The organism is Streptomyces hawaiiensis (assembly GCF_004803895.1).
GTDB classification, from domain to species: Bacteria; Actinomycetota; Actinomycetes; order Streptomycetales; family Streptomycetaceae; genus Streptomyces; species Streptomyces hawaiiensis.
In genome coordinates this window covers 5,653,349-5,674,096 of record NZ_CP021978.1, presented here as the reverse complement: position 1 = coordinate 5,674,096, position 20,748 = coordinate 5,653,349, and the positions used below count along the sequence as shown (strand labels likewise).

19 protein-coding genes and 2 pseudogenes are annotated in these 20,748 nt (G+C 74.5%); 14 read left to right on the top strand and 7 right to left on the bottom strand.

The features are described from left to right. Positions 1 to 266: 266 nt before the first annotated feature. Positions 267 to 1,019 carry a GntR family transcriptional regulator gene (locus tag CEB94_RS26310; protein WP_175434544.1) on the bottom strand — a complete coding sequence of 251 codons (753 nt, stop codon included), beginning with the start codon at positions 1,017 to 1,019 and terminating at the stop codon, positions 267 to 269. A 147-nt stretch (positions 1,020 to 1,166) separates the two neighbouring features. Further along, complete coding sequence (locus tag CEB94_RS26305; protein WP_175434543.1) at positions 1,167 to 2,285, bottom strand: DUF4190 domain-containing protein; 1,119 nt, start codon at positions 2,283 to 2,285, stop codon at positions 1,167 to 1,169. An 84-nt stretch (positions 2,286 to 2,369) separates the two neighbouring features. Here CEB94_RS26305 and CEB94_RS41085 point away from each other — a divergent pair. From CEB94_RS41085 to CEB94_RS26260, 10 genes and pseudogenes are all read left to right on the top strand, one after another. Beyond that, positions 2,370 to 2,687 (top strand): annotated as a pseudogene (locus CEB94_RS41085) (serpin family protein); the annotation flags it as partial. After that, entirely contained in the window at positions 2,679 to 2,939 is a 261-nt protein-coding gene (locus CEB94_RS41760) for a DUF4258 domain-containing protein (protein ID WP_281292582.1), read from the top strand. The pseudogene CEB94_RS41085 and the gene CEB94_RS41760, both read left to right, overlap by 9 nt. 22 nt (positions 2,940 to 2,961) lie before the next feature. Continuing rightward, on the top strand, positions 2,962 to 3,183 hold the full coding sequence (locus tag CEB94_RS26295) for a DUF2283 domain-containing protein (protein WP_031132526.1): 222 nt from the start codon (positions 2,962 to 2,964) through the stop codon (positions 3,181 to 3,183). Between the two features lie 222 nt (positions 3,184 to 3,405). Continuing rightward, the gene (locus tag CEB94_RS26290) at positions 3,406 to 4,986 is read left to right on the top strand and encodes a S8 family peptidase (RefSeq protein WP_175434541.1); all 1,581 of its coding nucleotides are present in this window, start codon (positions 3,406 to 3,408) and stop codon (positions 4,984 to 4,986) included. A gap of 192 nt (positions 4,987 to 5,178) precedes the next feature. Further along, positions 5,179 to 6,765, top strand: coding sequence for an SDR family oxidoreductase (locus tag CEB94_RS26285; protein ID WP_175434540.1), 1,587 nt, complete (start codon positions 5,179 to 5,181; stop codon positions 6,763 to 6,765). A gap of 4 nt (positions 6,766 to 6,769) precedes the next feature. Beyond that, positions 6,770 to 8,143, top strand: a complete 1,374-nt coding sequence (locus CEB94_RS26280; protein ID WP_175434539.1) for a cryptochrome/photolyase family protein — start codon at positions 6,770 to 6,772, stop codon at positions 8,141 to 8,143. Between the two features lie 85 nt (positions 8,144 to 8,228). After that, a complete protein-coding gene (locus CEB94_RS26275; RefSeq protein WP_175434538.1) occupies positions 8,229 to 9,371 on the top strand; it encodes a polyprenyl synthetase family protein in 1,143 nt (380 codons plus the stop codon). Next, positions 9,368 to 10,969, top strand: a pseudogene (locus CEB94_RS40425) (phytoene desaturase); the annotation flags it as partial. The gene CEB94_RS26275 and the pseudogene CEB94_RS40425, both read left to right, overlap by 4 nt. 99 nt (positions 10,970 to 11,068) lie before the next feature. After that, entirely contained in the window at positions 11,069 to 11,908 is an 840-nt protein-coding gene (locus tag CEB94_RS40420) for a phytoene/squalene synthase family protein (RefSeq protein WP_425472553.1), read from the top strand. Then, positions 11,901 to 12,917, top strand: a complete 1,017-nt coding sequence (locus CEB94_RS26260) for a Rieske (2Fe-2S) protein (protein ID WP_246111922.1) — start codon at positions 11,901 to 11,903, stop codon at positions 12,915 to 12,917. Before CEB94_RS40420 ends, CEB94_RS26260 begins: the two co-directional genes overlap by 8 nt. Positions 12,918 to 12,975: 58 nt before the next feature. Here the strand turns inward: CEB94_RS26260 and CEB94_RS26255 are convergent, their stop codons facing one another. The 4 genes from CEB94_RS26255 to CEB94_RS26240 form a co-directional block, all read right to left on the bottom strand. Continuing rightward, a complete protein-coding gene (locus CEB94_RS26255; RefSeq protein ID WP_175434537.1) occupies positions 12,976 to 14,538 on the bottom strand; it encodes an FAD-dependent oxidoreductase in 1,563 nt (520 codons plus the stop codon). 80 nt (positions 14,539 to 14,618) lie between these two features. Beyond that, positions 14,619 to 15,368: a class I SAM-dependent methyltransferase gene (locus CEB94_RS26250; protein WP_175434536.1), complete on the bottom strand. Its 750-nt coding sequence runs from the start codon at positions 15,366 to 15,368 to the stop codon at positions 14,619 to 14,621. Continuing rightward, entirely contained in the window at positions 15,365 to 16,579 is a 1,215-nt protein-coding gene (locus CEB94_RS26245; RefSeq protein ID WP_246111921.1) for an FAD-dependent oxidoreductase, read from the bottom strand. Before CEB94_RS26245 ends, CEB94_RS26250 begins: the two co-directional genes overlap by 4 nt. A 116-nt stretch (positions 16,580 to 16,695) precedes the next feature. Further along, entirely contained in the window at positions 16,696 to 17,742 is a 1,047-nt protein-coding gene (locus tag CEB94_RS26240; RefSeq protein ID WP_175434535.1) for a MerR family transcriptional regulator, read from the bottom strand. Between the two features lie 162 nt (positions 17,743 to 17,904). Between CEB94_RS26240 and CEB94_RS26235 the strand changes: the two genes are divergently transcribed. The 3 genes from CEB94_RS26235 to CEB94_RS26225 all read left to right on the top strand — a co-directional run bounded on the left by CEB94_RS26235 (position 17,905) and on the right by CEB94_RS26225 (position 19,954). After that, positions 17,905 to 18,537, top strand: a complete 633-nt coding sequence (locus tag CEB94_RS26235) for an RNA polymerase sigma factor (RefSeq protein WP_175434534.1) — start codon at positions 17,905 to 17,907, stop codon at positions 18,535 to 18,537. Positions 18,538 to 18,643: 106 nt separating this feature from the next. After that, positions 18,644 to 19,471: a DUF4397 domain-containing protein gene (locus CEB94_RS26230; RefSeq protein WP_175434533.1), complete on the top strand. Its 828-nt coding sequence runs from the start codon at positions 18,644 to 18,646 to the stop codon at positions 19,469 to 19,471. Positions 19,472 to 19,666: 195 nt separating this feature from the next. Further along, complete coding sequence (locus tag CEB94_RS26225; RefSeq protein WP_175434532.1) at positions 19,667 to 19,954, top strand: SPX domain-containing protein; 288 nt, start codon at positions 19,667 to 19,669, stop codon at positions 19,952 to 19,954. Between the two features lie 44 nt (positions 19,955 to 19,998). Here the strand turns inward: CEB94_RS26225 and CEB94_RS41755 are convergent, their stop codons facing one another. Continuing rightward, positions 19,999 to 20,133, bottom strand: a complete 135-nt coding sequence (locus CEB94_RS41755; RefSeq protein ID WP_281292521.1) for a hypothetical protein — start codon at positions 20,131 to 20,133, stop codon at positions 19,999 to 20,001. Between the two features lie 119 nt (positions 20,134 to 20,252). On the opposite strand from CEB94_RS41755, the gene CEB94_RS26220 reads away from it, so the two are divergent. Beyond that, positions 20,253 to 20,663 (top strand): LLM class flavin-dependent oxidoreductase, encoded by a 411-nt coding sequence (locus CEB94_RS26220; RefSeq protein ID WP_175434531.1) that lies wholly within the window; start codon positions 20,253 to 20,255, stop codon positions 20,661 to 20,663. The last annotated feature ends 85 nt before the right edge of the window (positions 20,664 to 20,748 follow it).

Here is a 20,748-nt window from a genome sequence, read left to right as displayed (position 1 = left end):
AGCCTACGCCTAACCTTCACGGAGCGAATACGGCTTTTCACAAAGAGGTACGCAACCAGCCAGAACGCAGGGGGCGCACGCCGACGAACGCGCCGTCCGTGTACCTCGGCGCAACCAACCGGAGGCATACCGCATACACGACCGCGGACCTGCGCGAACGACGACCGGCCCCGGACCCCGCGGCGCCCGGGCCCGCGACGGTCCGCACGGCGATCGTGTGAGCGGGGCGCGCGGGGAGCGCGCCGCGGTGCGGATGTGAGCGTTCGCTACTTGACCGGAAGGTGGTAGGCGACCCGGTACCGATCGGCCGGGATGACCACGTCGGCCGTCTCCACCGGGCGGCCGGAGGCGTAGAACGTGCGCTGGATGACCAGGACCACGTGCCCCGGGACGCCGCCCAGGACGAGCAGCTCCTCGGCGAGGCCGGGCCGGGCGCCGACCTCCTCCGTGACGTTGTCCACGATCACGTCGATGGCGCGCATGCGCTCGACGACGCCCATGCCGCCGACCGGCCCCTCCTCCGGCAGCATCACGGGCGTACGCCCCGTCACGGCGAGGGGCTCCCAGGAGGTGGAGAGCATCATCGCCTCGCCGCTCTCGCGGTAGAGATAGCGCGTGCACATGACCCGCTCGCCCGGCTCGATGTCCAGCCGCTCGGCGACCGCGACGCTCGCCTCGGACTGCTCGCTGCTGGACTCCCAGGTGCCGCGGCCCTCCCCGTCGGCCTGCTCCTGGCGGAACGGGGTGGCCCCGCCGGTCGGGCGGTAGCCGGAGCGGGAGATGCGCCGGGGCACAGGCCGCTCACGCACATACGTCCCCGAGCCGGAGCGGCCCTCGACCAGGCCTTCCGCCATGAGCACCTTGCGGGCCTCCAGCGCGACGGTGTCCGAGACCCCGTACTCCTGGCGGATTCTGGCCTGGGAGGGGAGGCGGGTGTGCGGTGGCAGCTGACCGTCGACGATCTTCTGGCGGAGATCACCCGCGACGCGCAGGTACGCCGGCTGCTCACCGAATGTCACTGGCCGCTCCCATCAGGTTGTACAGACAGCAACAGCGTCGCAACCGTAGGTTGTGCGGTGCAAGCAAAGGCCAGAGAATCACTCGATGTGATGACTTGGTGGCCCTGAGGGCTTTACGCAGGCAGTTTCTCCCCGCTATGGCCGCCGTCACACCTGCGCTTCGGAGTCTCCGCTCTCGCGCTCCCCGGCGGCCGGCGGGGTCGCCGCCAGTCCGAGTGCCTTGCGGGCCGTGACGGTGGCCGGCCCGTCGACGGACCCGTACGCCTTGTCGTAGTGCCTGTAGTACGCATCCGCGTCCGAGGCGGTGCTCGCCCTCTTCCACTCCTCCCGGGCGTCCTCCAGGCCGTCCACCAGGTCGGCGACGGGCCTGCGGGCACCGGCCGGCCAGGGGTGGCCGCGCAGGGCCTCGATCTGTTCGCCGAGCACGTCGTGGACCTGGCCGGCCCAGGCCCGGTGTGCGGCGAGGTCGTCGTCGGGGGTCTTCTCCGGCTCCTCGTAGAGCGCCGTGTCGAGGGCGTTGGCCGTCGACAGGAAGACGACCTGGCCGGTGTCGAGGGTGGTGGGGTCGCCGCGCAGGGAGCCGGTCAGCTTGATCCCGGCCTCGGTGTTGCCGAAGAGGCAGGTGATCGCGCGGTCGCCGTAGCGCCAGCTCTCCCGGGACGGCATCAGGTAGTACACGTCGACATCGGCCGGCATCGCCCAGGTGTCCATCGCGTACTGGTCCTGGAGGGCGTAGCACCTCTCGTCGGCGATGCCGGTGATCCGGGCGTCGCCCGGGAAGGCGTCGCCCGGCAGCGTGACGACCGCGAACACCTCACCGTCGTGTCCGCCCTCGCACGGCACCCGGTCGACGTCATAGGTGTCGCCCTCCAGCCCGCCGGGCGCGTCGAAGCAGTCGCCCTTGTCCAGCGAGAGGCTCTCGTTGCCCTGCGCGCCGTCCTTGACCCCCTCCCAGGCCTTGTGCGCGGCTCCCGTCGACAGCACCACCGCCCACAGCACGATCCCGACGGAGGACAGCACCGCCCCCGCGATCGCCATGCCCCGTCCGCTCTGCCCGGACCGCCGGATCTGCCGCAGCGCGACCAGCCCGAACATGAGCCCCGCGGCGGGCAGGAAGCAGAACACACCGAGCACGAGGGCTGCGACGGCGAGGGCGTTGACGGAGACGGGGGTGCCGTAAGGGCGGTATGCCTGGGGCCGGTCGGCGGGGGGCGGGCCGTACGGGCCCCGGGGCTGCCGGCTCCCAGGGGGCGGGGGTATCGACACGGGTACGTTGCTCCTGGCTGAGGCGGTGGGCGGGGATCCGTCGTACGGCTGCGCGCATCGTAAACGGCGGGGTGACGGGGTGGAATGCGGGCGATGGACCCGGCGGTACAGGCGGCGAACCGGCTGACGGCCCGATGGGCGTCGGGGGCCGGCGCGGACACGGTGTTCTCGGCGGCGGGGGTCTGGCCGCTGCTGGCGCTCCTCGCGGACGGGGCGGCGGGAGCGGCCCGCGAGGAGCTGGAGGAGGCGCTGGGCCTGCCGGCCGGTCAGGCGGGTGCGGCGGCGCGGGAGTTCCCGGCGATGCTGACCGGGATCGACGGCCTGTCGTCCGCCCTGGGGTTGTGGACCGCGCGGTTCGTGGAGCTGCGCGAGGAGTGGGCGGCGGGGTTGCCGGTGGTGGCGGACCCGGCGTGGTTCATCCCGATCGCGATCGTCGCCGGGCGGCTGCTGCTCTCCCAGGGCGTCAAGAGCATCTCCAAGCACGCGGCTCAGCGCATGGCCCAGCGCGGCATCGACCAGGAGATGGTCGCGCCTACCGTGAAGACCGGCAAGAAGACCAAGGGCAAGTCGCCGGGGACGTGGAAGTACACCACCGGCAAGGTCTGGGTCGTGATCAACAAGGCGGGCAACGTCGTGTCCGTCGGCCGCAACTGAGCCCGTTCCGGAGAGGCGAAGCATGCACATCGAGTACGACCGCGAGAACGACACCGCGTATGTCTCTCTCGTCGCGCACATCGCGGACGGCGCCGCCGTCCGGCAGATCCCCGTGGACGGGGTCGGGGCGGACGCCGAGGTGTTCCTCGACGTGGACGCGTCGGGGCGACTGCTGGGCATCGAGGTGATCGGTGCCGGCGGTGCGCTGCCGGCGGAGGTGCTGGAGCAGTCCTCGGCGGGCTGACGGCCTCCCCCGGAGCGTCTTCGACGACTGACGGCCCGTCACAAGGGTCCTGCCGTTTCCGTGCAGGGCCCTTGTGCAATTCCTGTGGAGGCCTCAATCTTTCGCTGACGCACAGGAGTAGCCGCTGGCTTGACATGGTCATGACCTCTGGCCTCATCGGCGGCGACCGACGGGCGTGCACCACACCCCACAGCGCACCACCGATTGAGGAGGACCCCTCAGATGGCAGTGACGCGTACTCCCCACAGATCCTCCCGGCGCAGACTGACCGCGCTCGGCGCGACGGCCACCGCGGCCCTCGTCGCGAGCCTCGTCTCCGCCCTCCCCGCCGGCGCGGCCCCGGTCGCGGCCGAAGGGCGCGTCCAGTACGAGGGCGCCGCGAACGCCGTCGCCGACCGTTACATCGTCACCCTGAAGACCGAGAAGGCCGGTTCCGCCGAGGGCCGCGCGCTCGCGCGCAAGTACGGCGCCGACATCGAGCGGACGTACACCAAGGCCCTGAACGGCTACGAGGTCGAGGCCTCCGAGTCCGAGGCGAAACGTCTCGCTGCCGACCCGGCGATCGCCTCCGTCGTGCAGAACCGGACGTTCTCCATCACCGGCACGCAGCCCAGCCCGCCCTCCTGGGGCCTGGACCGCATCGACCAGAAGAGCCTGCCGCTGAACAGCTCGTACACCTACCCGGACTCGGCCGGCGAGGGCGCCACGGCGTACGTCATCGACACCGGCGTCCGCATCACGCACGGCGACTTCGGCGGCCGCGCCTCCTACGGCTACGACGCCGTCGACAACGACAACACCGCCCAGGACGGCCACGGTCACGGCACGCACGTCGCCGGCACCGTCGCCGGAAGCGCCTACGGCGTCGCCAAGAAGGCCAAGGTCGTCGGCGTCCGCGTGCTGAACAACTCCGGCCAGGGCACCACCGCCCAGGTCGTCGCCGGCATCGACTGGGTCGCCCGGAACGCGGTCAAGCCCGCCGTCGCCAACATGTCCCTCGGCGGCCCCGGCGACACGGCCATCGACACGGCCGTCCGCAACGCCATCACCTCCGGCGTCACCTTCGTGGTCGCGGCCGGCAACGAGTCCACCAACGCCTCCACCCGGTCCCCGGCCCGCGTCACCGAGGCCGTCACGGTCGGCGCGACGACGTCGAGCGACGCGAAGGCGAGCTACTCCAACTACGGCACCGTCCTGGACCTGTTCGCACCGGGCTCGTCCATCACCTCGGCCTGGAGCACGAGCGACTCGGCGACCAACACCATCTCCGGTACGTCGATGGCGAGCCCGCACGTCGCCGGCGCCGCCGCCCTGCACCTGGCCGCCAACCCCACGGCCACGCCCGCGCAGGTCTCCGCCGCGCTGACGTCCGCCGCCACGACCGGCGTCGTCACCAGCCCCGGCACCGGATCGCCCAACCGGCTCCTGTACGTCGGCGGCGGTACGACCACCCCGCCCGGCCCGCGCTTCGAGAACACCGCCGACCAGGCCATCGCCGACAACGCCACCGCCGAGTCCCCGGTGACGGTCTCCGGCGTCTCCGGCAACGCCCCCTCGGCCCTGGCCGTCGAGGTGCACATCGTCCACACCTACATCGGTGACCTGCAGGTTCAGCTGATCGCCCCCGACGGCACGGCGTACACGCTGAAGTCCTACGGCACCGGCGGCAGTGCGGACAACATCGACACCACGTACACCGTGAACGCCTCCTCGGAGGCCGCGAACGGCACATGGAAGCTGCGCGTGAGCGACAACGCCCGCTACGACACCGGGCGCGTCGACGCCTGGGCGCTCCAGTTCTGACCCGCACTGTTCTGACCCGTACTGCGCGAACCGGGGGCCGGGCTGCTGACAGCCCGGCCCCCGGCCGCTCCGTCGCTCGGGCGCCCGGAAGCGTCGTGCATCCGCCGAGGGCCCCCAGCGGGAAGTGTTCGCGCCGGGGCCGAGCCGTGACCCGGCAGCACGGCGACGGTGCCGGAGAACGGAGGCACGACCATGGCCACGGACGGGCAGCAGCCGCACTGCCTGGTCACCGGGGCGTCCGGATACATCGGCGGGCGCCTGGTACCCGAGCTGTTGCGGGAGGGCCACCGCGTCCGGTGTCTCGCCCGCTCCCCCGGCACACTCCGCGACCACCCCTGGGCGGCGCACGCCGAGACGGTCCGTGGGGACGTCACGGACCCGGAGTCGGTCGCCTCCGCGATGCGCGGTGTCGACGTCGCCTACTACCTGGTGCACGCCCTCGGTTCCGGCTCCCGGTTCGAGGACACCGACCGCGCCGCCGCCCGGATCTTCGCCGGACAGGCCCGGGCCGCCGGCGTACGGCGGATCGTCTACCTCGGCGGACTCACGCCGCGCGACGTCCCCGAGCGGTCGCTCTCCCCGCATTTGCGGTCCCGGGCCGAGGTGGGAGAGATCTTCCTCGACTCGCCCGTGCCCGCGACCGTGCTGCGGGCCGCCGTCGTCATCGGCTCGGGGTCGGCGTCGTTCGAGATGCTGCGCTACCTCACCGAACGCCTGCCGGTCATGGTCACCCCCAGCTGGGTGCACACCCGCACCCAGCCCATCGGCGTACGGGACGTGCTGCGCTACCTCGTCGGGTCGGCCACCATGCCGGACGACGTCGACCGGGCCTTCGACATCGGCGGGCCGGACGTCCTCACCTACCGGGACATGATGCTGCGCTACGCCGCCGTCGCCGGACTGCCGCGGCGGTTCATCCTGCCGGTCCCGGTCCTCACCCCGCGGCTGTCCAGCCACTGGGTCGGGCTCGTCACCCCCGTGCCCGCCTCCCTCGCCCGGCCGCTGACCGAGTCGCTGCGGCACGAGGTCGTCTGCCGCGAACACGACATCGCCCGGTACGTCCCCGACGCCCCCGGCCGTCCGCTGCCGTTCGACGAGGCGCTGGCCCTGGCGCTGCGCAGGGTGCGGGAGGCGCAGGTCTCCACGCGCTGGTCCTCGGCCTCGGTGCCCGGGGCGCCCAGCGATCCACTGCCCACGGACCCGGACTGGGCGGGCGGCAGCCTCTACCAGGACGAACGGCACCGGCCGGTCGAGGCCTCACGGGAGGCCTTGTGGAGGGTGATCGAGGGCATCGGCGGCGACAACGGCTGGTACTCCTCCCCGCCGGCCTGGGCGGCCCGGGGCTGGCTGGACCGGTTCGCGGGCGGGGTCGGACTGCGCCGCGGACGGCGGGACACCGAGCGTCTGCGGGTCGGCGACTCGCTGGACTTCTGGCGGGTCGAGGAGATCGAGCCCGGTCATCTGCTGCGGCTGCGCGCCGAGATGCGGCTGCCCGGACTGGCCTGGCTGGAGATGTGCGCCGAGACCGACGACGAGGGCCGCACCCGATACCGGCAGCGCGCCCTGTTCCATCCGCGCGGCCTGCTGGGCCACGCCTACTGGTGGAGCGTCGCCCCGTTCCACTCCGTCGTGTTCGGTGGCATGGCGCGCAACATCGCCCGGGCCGCGTCCGGCGGCGGCACGAGCGGACGCCGGGGCACCGCGCGCATCCGGCGGGTCCGCGAGCGGCGAAGTCTCCGGGAGCAACCCACGAAACCCGCACCACCGCACCTGGAGTGACGCCATGACCGTCGCGGTCGTCCTGTTCACCTCGGACCTGCGTCTGCACGACCATCCGCCCCTGCGTGCCGCGCTGGACACGGCGGCCGAGGTGGTGCCCCTGTTCGTCCGCGACCCCGCCGTCCACGCCGCCGGATTCGACGTGCCCAACCGCGCCGCCTTCCTCGCCGACTGCCTGGCCGACCTCGACGCCTCGCTGCGCCGGCGCGGCGGGCGGCTGGTCGTGCGCGCCGGGCCGGTCGCCCGGGAGGTCCGCGCGGTCACCGCCGCGTGCGGTGCCACGGAGGTGCACATGGCCGCGGGGGTCACCGGCTACGCCCACCGCCGGGAGGAGCGGCTGCGCGAGGAACTCGACGCCTGCGGTGTCGCGCTGCGGGTGCACGACGGTGTGGTCACCGCCGTCGCGCCGGGGGCCGTGACACCGCTGGGCTCGGACCACTTCGCCGTGTTCACCCCGTATCTGCGCCGCTGGTCCAAGGAGCCGCTGCGCGATCCCCTGCCCGCGCCGCGTGCGGTGCGCGTCCCCGACGCGGTGCGCGGCGAGCGGTTGCCGTCCCGCGCGGGGGTGGCGGACGTGTCACCGGATCTCCCGGCCGGCGGGGAGTCGGCGGGGCGCGACAGGTTCGCGCGGTGGGTGGACGCCGGCCTGTCCCGGTACGAGGAACGGCACGACGATTTGGCCGGTGACGCGACCTCGCGCCTGTCGCCGTACCTCCACTTCGGGGCCCTCTCGCCGGTGGAGGTCGTCCGGCGAGCCCGTGAGAGGGGCGGCGCCGGGGTGGACGCGTTCGTCCGTCAGCTGTGCTGGCGCGAGTTCCACCACCAGGTCCTCGCGGCCCGGCCCGAGGCGTCCGTCCAGGACTACCGCACCCGGGGCGACCGGTGGCGCGGCGAGGACGAGGCCGCCGAGGACATCGCCGCGTGGCGGGAGGGCCGCACCGGCTACCCGGTGGTCGACGCGGGCATGCGCCAGTTGCGCCACGAGGGCTGGATGCACAACCGGGCCCGGCTGCTGGTGGCGAGCTTCCTGACCAAGACGCTGTACGTGGACTGGCGGATCGGCGCCCGGCACTTCCTGCGGTTCCTGGTGGACGGCGACCTCGTCAACAACCAGCTGAACTGGCAGTGGGTCGCCGGCACCGGCACCGACACCCGTCCCCACCGCGTCCTCAACCCCGTGCTCCAGGGTAAGCGCCACGACCCGGACGGCACGTACGTACGCCGTTGGGTGCCCGAACTGGCGGACGTCGGCGGCGCCGCGGTGCACGAGCCGTGGCGGCTGCCGCGGGACGAGCGGGCCCGGCTCCGCTATCCCGCGCCGCTCCTCGACCTCGGCGAGGGCCTGGCCCGCTTCCGGCAGGCCCGGGGCCGCGACTGAGAGCCCGGCACCGCCGCGCATCCGAATCACCGCTCCGCGCGGAAGCACTGAGGTGCGGATGACCGGAAGCGAGAAGGGGTTGCGCATGCTTGGACCGTGGCCGACGGCGGCCGGACCGGCGGAGACGAACCCTGCCCCGCTCACCGCTCCCGGGGCCACGCTCGCCATGGAGGCGGTCCTGGAGCGGGTGCTCGAGGCGCGGCTGCGGCAAGCCCGCGACACCGACGCGGTGTTCGCCCGCGAGATGGCCGATCGCGTCGCCGGGTTCGTCCGGCGGGGCGGCAAGCGGCTGCGTACCGCGTTCGTGTGGTGCGGCTGGCGGGCCGCGGGCGGCTCGAGCGACGCGGGCGCGGTCCTGCGCACCGGGGCCGCCCTGGAACTGCTCCAGGCCTGCGCCCTCGTCCACGACGACGTGATGGACGGATCACCCCTGCGCCGGGGCGCGCCCGCGATGCACGTGGACTTCGCCCGGGAACACCGGGCCGGCCGGACGGGCGGGCCCGCCGGGTCGTTCGGGACGTCGGCCGCCGTGCTCGCGGGCGACCTGGCGCTGGCGTGGGCGGACGATCTGGTGACGGAGACTGCGCTCTCCTCGCCGCACGGCTCGCGGCTGTACGACGAGTGGCGGGCCATGCGCACCGAGATGGTCGCCGGCCAGTACCGCGACCTGCGCGCGCAGGCCAGCGGCTCGTCCGGCGCCGAGGAGGCGCTGGCCATCGCCGTCCTGAAGAGCGCCCGGTACACGGTCGCGCGGCCCCTGACGCTGGGCGCGTCGCTGGCCGGTGCGGACGCCCGCGTCCTGGGCGCGCTGCGGGCCGCGGGCCGGTGCGCGGGGCTGGCCTTCCAGCTGCGCGACGACCTCCTCGGGGCCTTCGGCGACCCGGCGCTGACCGGCAAACCGGCCGACGAGGACCTGCGCTCCCGCAAGCTCACCCCTCTCCTGGCCGCCGCCGTCCGGCTCGCGGAAACCACCGGCGACCAGGACGCCGCCGCCGTACTCGCCCCGGACGCGGCCGGCCGGCCGGGACACACCGTCGAGCGGATGCGGGCGGCGCTGGAACGGACGGGCGCCCGGGGCGAGGTGGAAGCGAGGATCGCGGACCTGGCGGCCTCCGCTCTGCGGCATTTCGGGGCGAGCGGCGCCGCCCCCGGCGTGCGGCGGGAGTTCGCCGCCCTGGTCGAGCGGGCCTCGGGCGTCGCCCCGCACCACACCGAGGAGCTCGTATGAGGACGGTGACGGGACCGACGGACCATGTCGTCGTGGTGGGCGCCGGCCTGTCCGGGCTGGCGTGCGCCCTGCATCTGCTGGGCGCCGGCCGCCGGGTCACGCTCGTCGAACGGGACGCCGGCCCGGGCGGCCGGGCCGGACGGGTACGGCTCGGCGACTATCTGGTGGACACCGGGCCGACCGTGCTGACGATGCCGCATCTGGCCGACGAGGCGTTCGCGGCCGTCGGCGAGAGCCTCGGCCGGCACGTCGAGCTGATGCCCCTGCACCCCGCCTACCGGGCCGGTTTCGCGGACGGGACCTCGCTCGACGTGCACACCGACGGCGACGCCATGGAGGCGGAGGTGCGGCGCTTCGCCGGACCGGCGGAGGCGGCGGGCTACCGCAGGCTGCGGGAGTGGCTGGAACGGCTGTACCGGGCGCAGATGCGCCGGTTCATCGACACCAACTTCGACTCGCCCCTCCAGCTCGCGCACCCGGACCTGGCCCGGCTGGCGGCGCTGGGGGGCTTCCGGCGTCTTGACGGCCGGATCGGCCGCTTCCTCTCCGACGCCCGTCTGCGCCGGGTCTTCTCCTTCCAGGCCCTGTACGCCGGAGTGGCGCCGGCCCGGGCTCTCGCGGCCTACGCGGTGATCGCCTACATGGACACGGTGGCCGGAGTCTGGTTCCCCAAGGGCGGCATGCACGCCCTGCCCCGGGCGATGGCGGACGTGGCGGCCGGTGCCGGTGCCGAGCTGCGGTGGTCGGCCGAGGTGAGCGCGCTGGAGCGCTCCGCGGACCGGGTGCGGGCCGTCCGGCTCGCCTCGGGTGAGCGCATCCCGTGCGACGCGGTGGTGCTGACCTGCGAACTGCCCGCCGCGCACCGGCTGCTGGGCCGGGCGCCCCGCCGCCCGGTACGGCTGCGGCACTCGCCGTCCGCGGTCGTCCTGCACGCCGGGACCGACCGCACCTGGCCCCAGCTCGCCCACCACACGCTGTCCTTCGGCGCCGCGTGGGAGCGCACCTTCGACGAACTGACCCGCTCGGGAGCGCTGATGAGCGACCCGTCTCTGCTGATCACCCGTCCGACCACGCACGACGCCTCGCTGGCGCCGCCCGGCCGCCACCTCCACTACGTCCTGGCGCCCTGCCCCAACACCGCCGTCGGCCCCTGCGCCGCAGCCTGGCGGGACCTGGGCCCGCGCTACCGCGACAGCCTGGTCGCCGAGCTGGAACGCCGCGGCCTCGACGGGTTCGCGGACAGCGTCGAGGAGGAACTGCTGGTGACCCCGCTCGACTGGACGGCCCGGGGCCTCTCGGCGGGCAGTCCCTTCTCCGTCTCCCACACCTTCGCCCAGACCGGGCCCTTCCGGCCGCGCAACCTCGTACGCGGGCTGGACAACGTGGTGCTCGCCGGCTGCGGGACCACCCCCGGTGTCGGCGTACCGACGGTGCTCATCAGCGGGAAACTCGCCGCCGCCCGCGTCACCGGGGGCCGCACCCGGGGGCCCGGGCGGGCCGGCTCCCGGACCGCCGCCCGTCCGCCCCGCCCGCCCCGTCCGCAGCAGGTGCCCATGACCCGTCGTGAACTGGACGCCGCCGGGATCACCGACCCCGGCCTGCGCGCCGCCTACGGCCGGTGCCGGCAGCTCAACGCCCGGCACGGCCGGACCTACTTCCTGGCCACGCGCCTGCTGCCGCTGGAACGCCGGTCCGCGGTGCACGCGCTGTACGGCTTCGCCCGCTGGGCCGACGACATCGTCGACGACCTGGACCGGCGCCTGACACCCGACGAGCGGGACCTGCTGCTGAAGCGGCTGGAGGGCGACCTCGCCCACGGGCTGCGCACCGGCGGCGGGGCCGAACCGGTGGTCCGGGCCGTGGCCGACACCGCCGACCGCTTCGGCATCCACCCGGCCCTGTTCGCCGACTTCCTCGCCTCGATGCGCGCCGACCTGACCGTCACGCACTACCCCACCTACGCCGATCTACGGGCCTACATGCACGGTTCGGCCGCGGTGATCGGCCTGCAGATGCTGCCCGTGCTGGGCACTGTCGTCCCGCGCGAGGAGGCAGCGCCGCACGCGGCGGCCCTCGGAGTGGCGTTCCAGCTGACCAACTTCCTGCGGGACGTGGGAGAGGACCTGGACCGCGGTCGCGTCTACCTGCCCGCGGATCTGCTCGCCGCCCACGGCGTGGACCGGCCGCTGCTGGAGTGGAGCCGGCGAAGCGGCCGCCGCGACCCGCGCATCCGGGCGGCCCTCGTCGCGGCCGAGTCCCTGACCAGGGACGTGTACCGGACGGCACAGCCGGGCATCGCGATGCTCGACCCGCGGGTACGCCCGTGCATCCGCACCGCGTTCACGCTGTACGGCGGGATCCTCGACGCGATCGCGCGGCACGACTACACCGTGCTGCACCGCCGAGCGGTGGTCCCCCGCCGCCGGCGGGCGGCCACCGCCGCGGCCGGTGTCCTGAAGGTGGCCCGCGCGCGGTGGCAGACGGCGCCCGCGGCGGAGCACGCCACACTGGAACGGAAGGGACCGGGTCGTGGCTGACCGAGCGGACAAGGCACGCTGGACATCACCGCTGCGGCGGCGCCGCGGCCCCGGCTGGGCGGAGCAGAGCCCGACCTGGAGCGCGGCCCGGCCGGCGCTGATCGCCGACACGCTGAAACGGGCGTCCGCCCGGCCTTCCGGCAACTGGTTCGTGGTCGGCGCCTCCCGGGACGTGCGCTCCGGCAGCCCTTACGGCAGGACCGTCGGCGGTGCCGAGGTGGTGCTGTGGCGCTCGGAGTCGGGCGGCCTCCAAGCGGGCCCCGGCATCTGCCCGCACCTCGGTGCCCCACTGCGGGACAGCCGGGTGGTGTGCGGCACGCTGGTGTGCCACTGGCACGGACTGGCCCTGGACGGCTCCGCGTTCGCCGGCTGGCAGCCGTACCCCGTCCACGACGACGGGGTGCTGGTGTGGGTACGGCTCGACGCGGTCGGCGGTGAGGAACCCGCGGAGCGGCCCGTGGTTCCGGCGCGTCCGGCACCGGGCACCGGGGTGGACGCCGTGTTCACGGCGGTGGGGCGGTGCGAACCGCAGGACGTGGTGGCCAACCGGCTCGACCCGTGGCACGGGTCCTGGTTCCATCCGTACTCCTTCGTCGATCTGACGGTCGCCCGGGAACCCCGGGGCGAGGAGGGGGGCGACGCCGACGACGCCTTCGTGGTCGATGTCTCCTTCCGGGTGGCGGGTCGTCTGGTGGTGCCCGTACGGGCCGAGTTCACCGCGCCGGAGCCGCGTACCGTCGTGATGCGCATCACCGACGGCGAGGGCGCCACGTCCGTGGTGGAGACCCATGCCACGCCGCTGACCGCCGCGGCCGCCCGGCAGCCCAGGACGGCCGTGATCGAGGCGGTCGTCGCCGCTTCGGACCGGCGCGGTTTCGCGCTGGCCCAGGCGGCGGCCCCCGTGCTGCGCCCTCTGATGCGGCGCACGGCCGGGCGGCTGTGGCGCGACGACCTGGCCTACGCCGAGAGGCGCTGGGCGCTGCGCAGCACCGGACGGTTCCCCGGGTGAGGTGACCTTGCCGGACGGGCCTGTGCGGGTCGTCCCGGGCCCGTCCGGCGGCCGGGCGTCACCGGCGCGCCGGACGTTCCGCGAGCGCGCCGAGTGCCCGCAGCGCCCGGGAGCGTCCCGCCCGGGGCACGCTCCACAGCACCTGGCCGCGGACGCCCCACCCGGCGAGCAGGGCGTTGGCCGCCAGAAAGCCGGTGGTGGCGGCGCGTTCCATCAGGGCCACGGGCAGGTCGCAGCGGAGTCCGTCGCCGGCCAGCGTCAGCCACGGGTGAGGGGTCCGTACGGTGGGGCGCCGGTGGTGGGTGCCGACCGGGAAGAGCGGGCAGTCCGAGCGCCACTCGTGCCGGGCGTCGACGACGCGCGCCTGGCGGGTCTCCGGGTACACCCGCCGCAACTGCCCGAGCAGCGCGTCCTGCACGGTCTCGGGCTGCGCGCCGGCGGGGACGGCGTAGGCATGCAGTTCCACGACCGAACCGCCACTCTTCGCGGCCCAGCGGGCGGCCTCGCCCTCGTAGCGTTCCAGGACGCTGATGTTGTCCAGGCCGTCGTAGCCGCTGGTGCCGAGGAAGCCGGGCCGGTCGGCGCGGACCGGCCGGTCGAGCCAGAGCCGCGAGACGAGGAACGGCGGGGCGGTGCGCAGGGCGGCGACGTCCTCGCGCCAGGGGGCGGTGCCCAGGCGGGGCGAGGCGGCGACGACCTGGCGCAGTCCCCCGGTGTCCAGGGCGAGTACCACTGCGTCGTACCGGCCGGTGCCGGTGCCGGTGCGCACCTCGGCTCCCCCGGTGCCGGAGGGCTCCACGCCGTGCACGGGGGTGCCGGTGCGGACGGTCGCGCCGAGGCGCCGGAGGTAGTCGGCGAGCGGCTCCCACAGGGCTTGTGGGAAGGGCTCGTCGGGCACGTCGAAGAGCAGTCCCTCCGAGGAGCCGAGGAAGTAGATGTGGAACATCAGCATCAGTTCGGCGGCGGAGAGTTCGTGCGGGTCGGCGAAGAAACTGCGTGAGAACACCTCGAACGCCAGGTGGTGCGCGGCCTCGGGGAAGCGGACGCGTTCGAGGAAGGCGGTCGCGCTGACCTGGTCGAAGCGTGCGTACACGTCGGGCACGCGCACGTCCAGGAGGGGCAGCGCCGCCCGGGCGTCCAGGGCGGTGAGGTCGCGCCGGCCGAAGGTGGGGCTGAGGGCGACGAAGCCGAGGGCGCTCAGGGGCGGGGTGCGCGGGACGCGGGCGAAGCTGTCGGTCAGTCCGCCGCTGTGTCGCAGGGGGTAGTCGGGCAGCGGGGTGAGGCGGGCGAGGGCGGGGTCGGTGCGTCGCAGCAGGCCGCGCAGGTTGTAGTACTGGCGGAAGAAGGCGTGGAAGCCGCGGCTCATGGTCACCTCGGAGCCGTCGGCCAGCCGGGTGCGGTGACCGGCGAGGCGGCCGCCGAGGGACTCCTCCCGTTCGTAGAGGGTCACCCGGGCGCCGCGTTCGGCCAGTGCGGTGGCGGCGGCGAGACCGGCGATGCCGCCACCCACCACGGCGACGGACGGGGCGTCCCCGCGCGCGAACCGGTCCCGGCCGGGCACGGGCATCAGGACCTCGGCCTTGCGGTCCCGTCCACGGCGGGCGGCAGTGCGGGTGCTCATCGAGCGGCCTTCTCCGCCTCCACGTGTGCGGGTGCTCACCGGGCGGCCTTCTCCGCCTCCACGGGCGGCGGTCTGGGTGCTCATCGGGCGGCCTCCGCGGCGTCGGCGGCGACGGCGTCGGCGGCGGATCCGTTGCGGGCGACGAACGTGTGCGTGATGCCGGTCTGCCATCCGGCGAGGGGCAGGGCACGCGCACCCGTGAATCCGGCCCGCGTCAGCCGCCCGGTGAAGACGGCAGCGGTGTCGAAGTCGAGGACGCTGTGCCACAGGTGCCGGTACAGGGCCCGGTCACCGGTGAGCGTGCCCGCCGGGATGATCACTGCCCGGCACACGGCCGTCCACAGCGCCCGGTGCGCCGGCGATCCGCCGAGGCTGTACTCGTGGACGGCGAGCCGCCCGCCCGGCCGCAGCAGGGTCCGCACCGTGCGCAGGACGCCGTCCGGGTCGGAGACGTTGCGGAACAGGTAGGCGGCGAAGACCGCGTCGAAGGGCCCTTCCACGGCCGCGTCGAGTTCCTCGGCGCTCAGGTGGAGGAAGCGCACGCCGTCGGGCCACGGCTTGGCCAGCGCCCGGCGCAGCATGCCCGCCGAGGCGTCCACGGCGGTGATCCGCGCGCGGGGCGCGGCCCGCAGCAGGGCCCGGGTGGAGGCGCCGGTGCCGCAGCCGAGATCGAGCAGGTGCAGGCCTGCCCCGCCCCCGGGGAGCCCGAGCCGGCGGGCCGAGCGCAGCAGGTCGGCGCGGTAGCCCGGGCTGAGGCCGGTGAGGCGGTCGTAGGTGCGGGACGCGTGGTCGAAGGCGCGTGCCAGGTCGTGGTCGCGCAGCAGGGTCATCGGGGGTTCTCTCCGGTTCCTGGGGCGGGGTGGGTGCGGCGGGGCAGGAAGGGCACTTCGAGCGCGGTGCGCAGCATCGGGCCCACCGGGGTGCGCAGTCCGATGCCCCACTCCTCCCGGACCGAGGTGGCGCCGTCGAGGAAGCGCAGCAGGCGCTGTGCCGGGGTCCGGCGGAACAGGCCGGTGAAGAACGCGGGGCCGTCGATCCGCCCGGTGTCCAGGGCCCGCAGCAGCACCGCGTCCATGGCGAGCGCCCGCCTCCCGTGCGGTGCGGGCACGGTTGCGCGGCCGTCCCGCAGGGCGGCGGCGATGGCCCGGCTGTGCCGCTGTACGGCCGCGAAGGTGTAGCCGGTGGCGGGGCGGGTCGCACCGCCCGCCGTCCCGATGCGGAAGACGGCCGCCCCGGCCCGCCGGGGGAAGCGGGCGTCGGTCATGGGGATGACGCCCTGCTCGGCCGTCTCCACGCTGAACTCGCCCAGGCGCAGCACCCCGCGGGCGTAGTGACCGAGCGCCGCCTCGTAGGCCGCGGTGGTCAGCGGGACCCGGGAGAACTCGGTGTACTCGACGAGGGCCCGGTCGGGGGCCAGCGGCAGGACGTAGCCGAAGGCGAGCCCGTGCCGCGGCTGGGGCACCCGGAAGTCCATGAGGTCGGCGACCGCCGGGTCGAACCGGTCGGTGCGGGTGCGCACGAACCAGCCGCGGAAGTGCTGCAGCAGGTGCGTCCGGGCCGGCGGCAGCGCGGGCAGGGGCCGGGAGTCGAAGACGTACCGGGCGCGCAGCGTCAGCGTCCGGCCGCCGGGTGCCGTGCAGCGGACCTCCGCGCCTCCGGGCACGTCGCGCACCGTGTCCGCCGTCGCGCGCAGCAGCCGCCCGCCGGGCGAACGCGCCAGTCGCGCGTGCACGAGCCGTTCGAACGCCGCGGAACGCACCATGCGGTAGCGCGAGGGGGCCGGATCGACGGTGAGCGGGCTGCCGTCGGGGCCGTGCACCCGCAGCAGGGGCCAGCCGGCGGTGACCGCTTCGTCGAGGTCGCCGTCGCCCTGGTCCCAGTAGCACCAGGTCCGCTCCGCCGGACGCAGGGGACCTTCCGGCGGCTCCACGACGGTCACGGTCGCGGCGCCGGTCTCGACCAGCCGGTACGCGAGACTGAGGCCGGCGGCACCGCCCCCGACGATCACCACGTCCGGCGTGCCGACAGGCCCCGGGATCACCGGGCCCACCACGCGCCGCTCATCCGCACTCCGCTCCCGGCCACCCGCTCGGCTGTGTCCTGTGCTTCGTCCACCGTTTCGGGCCGACGGCCGTGTTCGGATGCAGCCGGCCGGAGCTACCGCGACACGACCGACTCCAGAACCGCGACGGCCTCGGCCAGGCCTGCCGGACGCGGCAGGCCGGCAACGGACCGGCCGGTCCAGCCGGGCCCGATCGTCAGGACGGCCGGCTTGCGGCGGGCACCCCGTACGCCCCACTCCATCGCGGCCACGTGCTGGGCGAGCGGCCGGCTGGCGGTCGTCCGGGACTGCGCCCACAGCCCCACCGCCGCCGGTCCCGTTCTGCGGACGGCCGTGACCAGTGACTCCACGGGCAGGGCACCGCCGAACATCCGCACCGGCAGACCGCGTTCGGCGAGCGCGGCGGCCAGCACCTCCAGGGGCAGCGTGTGGTTCTCCCCGGGCACGCACGCGAGGACGGTGGTCGCGCCCGGGCGGTCGGCCGTCGCGGGCGGGGCGCCGCGCCGCAGCGCGCCGGAGACGTGCCAGGACAGGAAGTGCTCGACCTCGACGTACTTCTCGCCCGAGCTCTCCCACTTGCGGCCGACCGCCTGAAGGGTCGGCATGATCACCTCGGTCCACGCGGCGACCAGCCCGTGCTCGTCGATCGCGGTCTCGAGCAGCTCGTCCAGTGCGGCGGCGTCGAGGCGCAGGGCGGCACGGGCGATGCCCTTGCATTCCTGACGCACATCGCCGAGGCGCAGCCCGCTGCCCGCCCGGCTGCGGGCCCGGGCGGGCGGCCGCGGCGACGGGCCGGCGGCCCTCCGGCCCGGGACCGCCTCCTTGCGTGCTCGGGCAGCCCGCCCGGCCGGGACGGCCTCCGGCGTCGCTTCGCCGAGCACCGTGCGCGCCGCCTCGGCGGGCGGTATCCCGGTCGCCGTCAGGGCGCACATCCGCTCCAGGCGGGCCACGTCCGCGGGGGTCCACCGCCGGTGCCGGCCACCGGTGTGCGCCTCGGGTCCGAGGCCGTAGCGCCGGTCCCAGGTGCGGACCGTGGTGGGAGCGACCCCCAGCCGCCTGGCCACCTCCCCGGTGGTCAGCCCGCCACCGGCGGGCGCGCTCTCGCGTCCGGGGCCCTGGCTGTCCCGTTCGTGTACACCCATACCTCCGACTGTACGACGCACAAACGATGCATGTTGAGATGCGTCGTTTGTCCGCCGAACACTGGCTTCGAGCGCACGGTCGCGGCTCGGCACAGCGCGACCGGTGCGGTTCGGCAGACGGCCTTCCGTCCCCGCACGACGCACTGCAGGAGGAACCAGGCCATGATCACGAACACGCGACCCACCGCCCTCGCCGCGCCCGCCGCGCCCGCCTCGCCCGCCTCGCCCGCGGACGAGACGCGGTACGAGGAGGAGCTGGCCCGTGGCCTCGTCGCCGCCGACGAGGAGGCGTTCGCCGCGATCTACCGGCGCTGGGGCTCGCTCGTCCACACCATGGCCACGCGACTGCTCGGTGACAGCTACGAGGCGGAGGACGTGACCCAGCAGGTCTTCCTCGGCGCCTGGCACGGCCGGGCCGGATTCCGCCCCGAGCGGGGCCCGCTCGGCGCCTGGCTGGTCGGCATCACGCGCCGCAAGATCGTCGACGCGCTGGCGGCCCGGACCAGGCGCCTGACACTCATCGACTCGGCCGGCCGCGACGCGGACACCACCGGGCCCGACGAGGCGGCACCGGAGCGCGTCCTGGACCGGGTGCTGCTCGTCGACGCCCTGGCACGGCTGCCGCGCCATCAACGGGAGGTGCTGTGCCTGGCCTTCTACGAGGACCTCACCCAGGCGCAGATCGCGGAACGGACCGGCATGCCCCTGGGGACCGTCAAGAGCCACGCCCGCCGCGGCCTGCACCGGCTGCGCATGGTGATCGAGCAGCCCCCGGCCCCCGGCCCGGACCTGTAGCGGTGCCGCCGTACGCGCATCCGCGGCGGCCCCCACACCTGAAACAGCACCGAGACTCCGCACCGTACGGAGACCCCTTCACAGGGATTTCGAAGGGATGATTCCCATGACCTCCCACACCCGCCTCGCCCTCGCCGCCTCGGCCGGGGCCTGCGCTCTGGCCCTCGGCGTTTGCGCGCCCGCCCTCGCCGGTCAGCAGGACAGGGCCATGGTGTCCGTCTTCCACGGCATCCCCGGCATGACCGTGGACGTGTACGCCAACGGCGACGAACTGATCGGCGGCTTCGAGCCCGGCACGGTGACGGACCCCCTGTCCCTCGACGCCGGGACCTACGACATCCAGATCTTCGAAGCGGGCCAGGGCCCCGGCGGAACCGCCGCCCTGGAGAAGAAGATCGAGGTGCCCGAGGGCGCGAACACCACGGTCGCCGCCCACCTCTCCGCCGACGGCACACCGCGGTTGACGGCCTTCACCAACGACGTCTCCCAAGTCGGCGTCGGCACGTCCCGCCTGACGGTCCGCCATGTCGCGGCCGCGCCGGCCGTGGACGTCCGGGCCGGCGGACAGCCGGTCTTCACCGGCCTGACCAACCCGAAGGAGGACACCGCCGAGGTCGACGCGGGCACGAGCAACACCGATGTGGTGCTCGCCGGTACGGACAGCGTGGCCATCGGCCCGGCCGACCTGAAGCTCGGCGAGGGCACCGGCAACGTCGTCTACGCCTGGGGCAGCGCCGAGGACAAGAACCTGGCGCTGGTCACCCAGACGTTCAGCGGCATGGCGTCGTCGCCCCGTGGCGTCCCCGCGGGCGGCAGCGGTGCCGGTGTCGCGCCGAACTCCTCCGACCTGGGGCCTGCCTGGGCCGCCGGGGCCGGAGCGGTCGCGGTGACGGGCGTGCCGGCGGCCCGCCGGGTCGCCCGCCGGCGTGGATGACGGCACGCGACGGCTGACGGGACCGATCGTGGCGGCAGCCGTCCTCGGTTGTCCGAGGGGCGAGCCCCTGAACCACCGCGTCGTCTCACGCGTCACCGTGCCGGAGCACGACCTGCGGCCCTCGGCAGTGCTCCGGAGTCTCGTCGTCACGGCGGAGCCCGTCGAGTCCCGCACGCCAGGGAACGGGAGGGCGCAGTGGCCCACGTAGAGCGCGCGCACCTGGTGGAACTGGCGCTGCGCAACGCCACCCCGACCGACACCGACACCGAAGCCCTGCGCCATGTCCAGCACTGCGACCGCTGCCGTGCCGAACTCCGCGTGCTGGCCCGCCTGGTGACGGCCGCGCGCACAGCGGAGGCGGTGGACCTGCCGGCCCCGCCCCCGGAGCACGTCTGGCGGCGCATCACCCGGCAGGTCTCCCGCGAGACGGGCACACCCCCACCGCCGAACCACCCGCGGCACACGCCGGGATCCGACTCCTGAGAACCAGACCCGCACGCCTGCCACCCAGGGGGCGCCCTCGTTGGTCACGGACGTTCGTTGCCTGGACCATCGATGCGCCTCATCGCACCGGTCGCGACCTCGCCCGCGGGCGCGCTGCTGGGCGCCACCAGCACCAGCTGCGACAGCGGCAGTTGCAGCTCCAGCACGACCAGCACCACGAGCTGCGCCTGACTCGACCCACCGCCCGGTCGCGCGTCACCGGCGCGTGACCGGGCCGGCCGCCCGAACCTCCGCAGACCCGACGGCGCCCGCGCAACCCCGAGGAAGGACACGTCAGTTGACTCGGCGCGGTATCTCCCTGCTGCCCGACTGCCGACCGGAGCGCCGGTCCGCGACGGCGTACTACCACGACGTCCTCGCGATCAGCCGCCTGGCCGACAGCGCGGGCCTCGACTACGTCAAGATGACCGAGCACTACCTCGGCTCCTACGGCGGATACTGCCCGAGCCCGTTGACCCTCCTCGCCGCCGTCGCCGCGCAGACCAGCCGGATCCGCCTGATGACGGCGGCACTGCTGCCGGCGTTCCACCACCCGGTCCAACTGGCCGCGCACATCACCTACGTCACTGGCGACTGGCTCTTCATGTTCCTGGTCCCACCGGTCACATACGCCGTGGAGTCGGCCCTGCGCGGCGGCCGCGCCCGTCGCTGGGTCCCCCGGCGCGAGCGGTCGTCCGGCCACGGGTGACCTGCCACGCCCAGCCCGTGCGGGCCCATCTCTTCTCGAAGAAGGCGAAGGGGCTCACCTTCGACGGTGAGCCCCTTCTCCCGCG

Bases quoted from the DNA above. Each gene is read 5' to 3' on its own strand.
- CEB94_RS26295 (WP_031132526.1), top strand. From the start codon at position 2,962: ATGCACATCGAGTACGACCGCGAGAACGACACCGCGTATGTCTCTCTC.
- CEB94_RS26290 (WP_175434541.1), top strand. From the start codon at position 3,406: ATGGCAGTGACGCGTACTCCCCACAGATCCTCCCGGCGCAGACTGACC.
- CEB94_RS26285 (WP_175434540.1), top strand. From the start codon at position 5,179: ATGGCCACGGACGGGCAGCAGCCGCACTGCCTGGTCACCGGGGCGTCC.
- CEB94_RS26280 (WP_175434539.1), top strand. From the start codon at position 6,770: ATGACCGTCGCGGTCGTCCTGTTCACCTCGGACCTGCGTCTGCACGAC.
- CEB94_RS26275 (WP_175434538.1), top strand. From the start codon at position 8,229: ATGCTTGGACCGTGGCCGACGGCGGCCGGACCGGCGGAGACGAACCCT.
- CEB94_RS26255 (WP_175434537.1), bottom strand. From the start codon at position 14,538: ATGAGCACCCGCACTGCCGCCCGCCGTGGACGGGACCGCAAGGCCGAG.
- CEB94_RS26250 (WP_175434536.1), bottom strand. From the start codon at position 15,368: ATGACCCTGCTGCGCGACCACGACCTGGCACGCGCCTTCGACCACGCG.
- CEB94_RS26240 (WP_175434535.1), bottom strand. From the start codon at position 17,742: ATGGGTGTACACGAACGGGACAGCCAGGGCCCCGGACGCGAGAGCGCG.
- CEB94_RS26235 (WP_175434534.1), top strand. From the start codon at position 17,905: ATGATCACGAACACGCGACCCACCGCCCTCGCCGCGCCCGCCGCGCCC.
- CEB94_RS26230 (WP_175434533.1), top strand. From the start codon at position 18,644: ATGACCTCCCACACCCGCCTCGCCCTCGCCGCCTCGGCCGGGGCCTGC.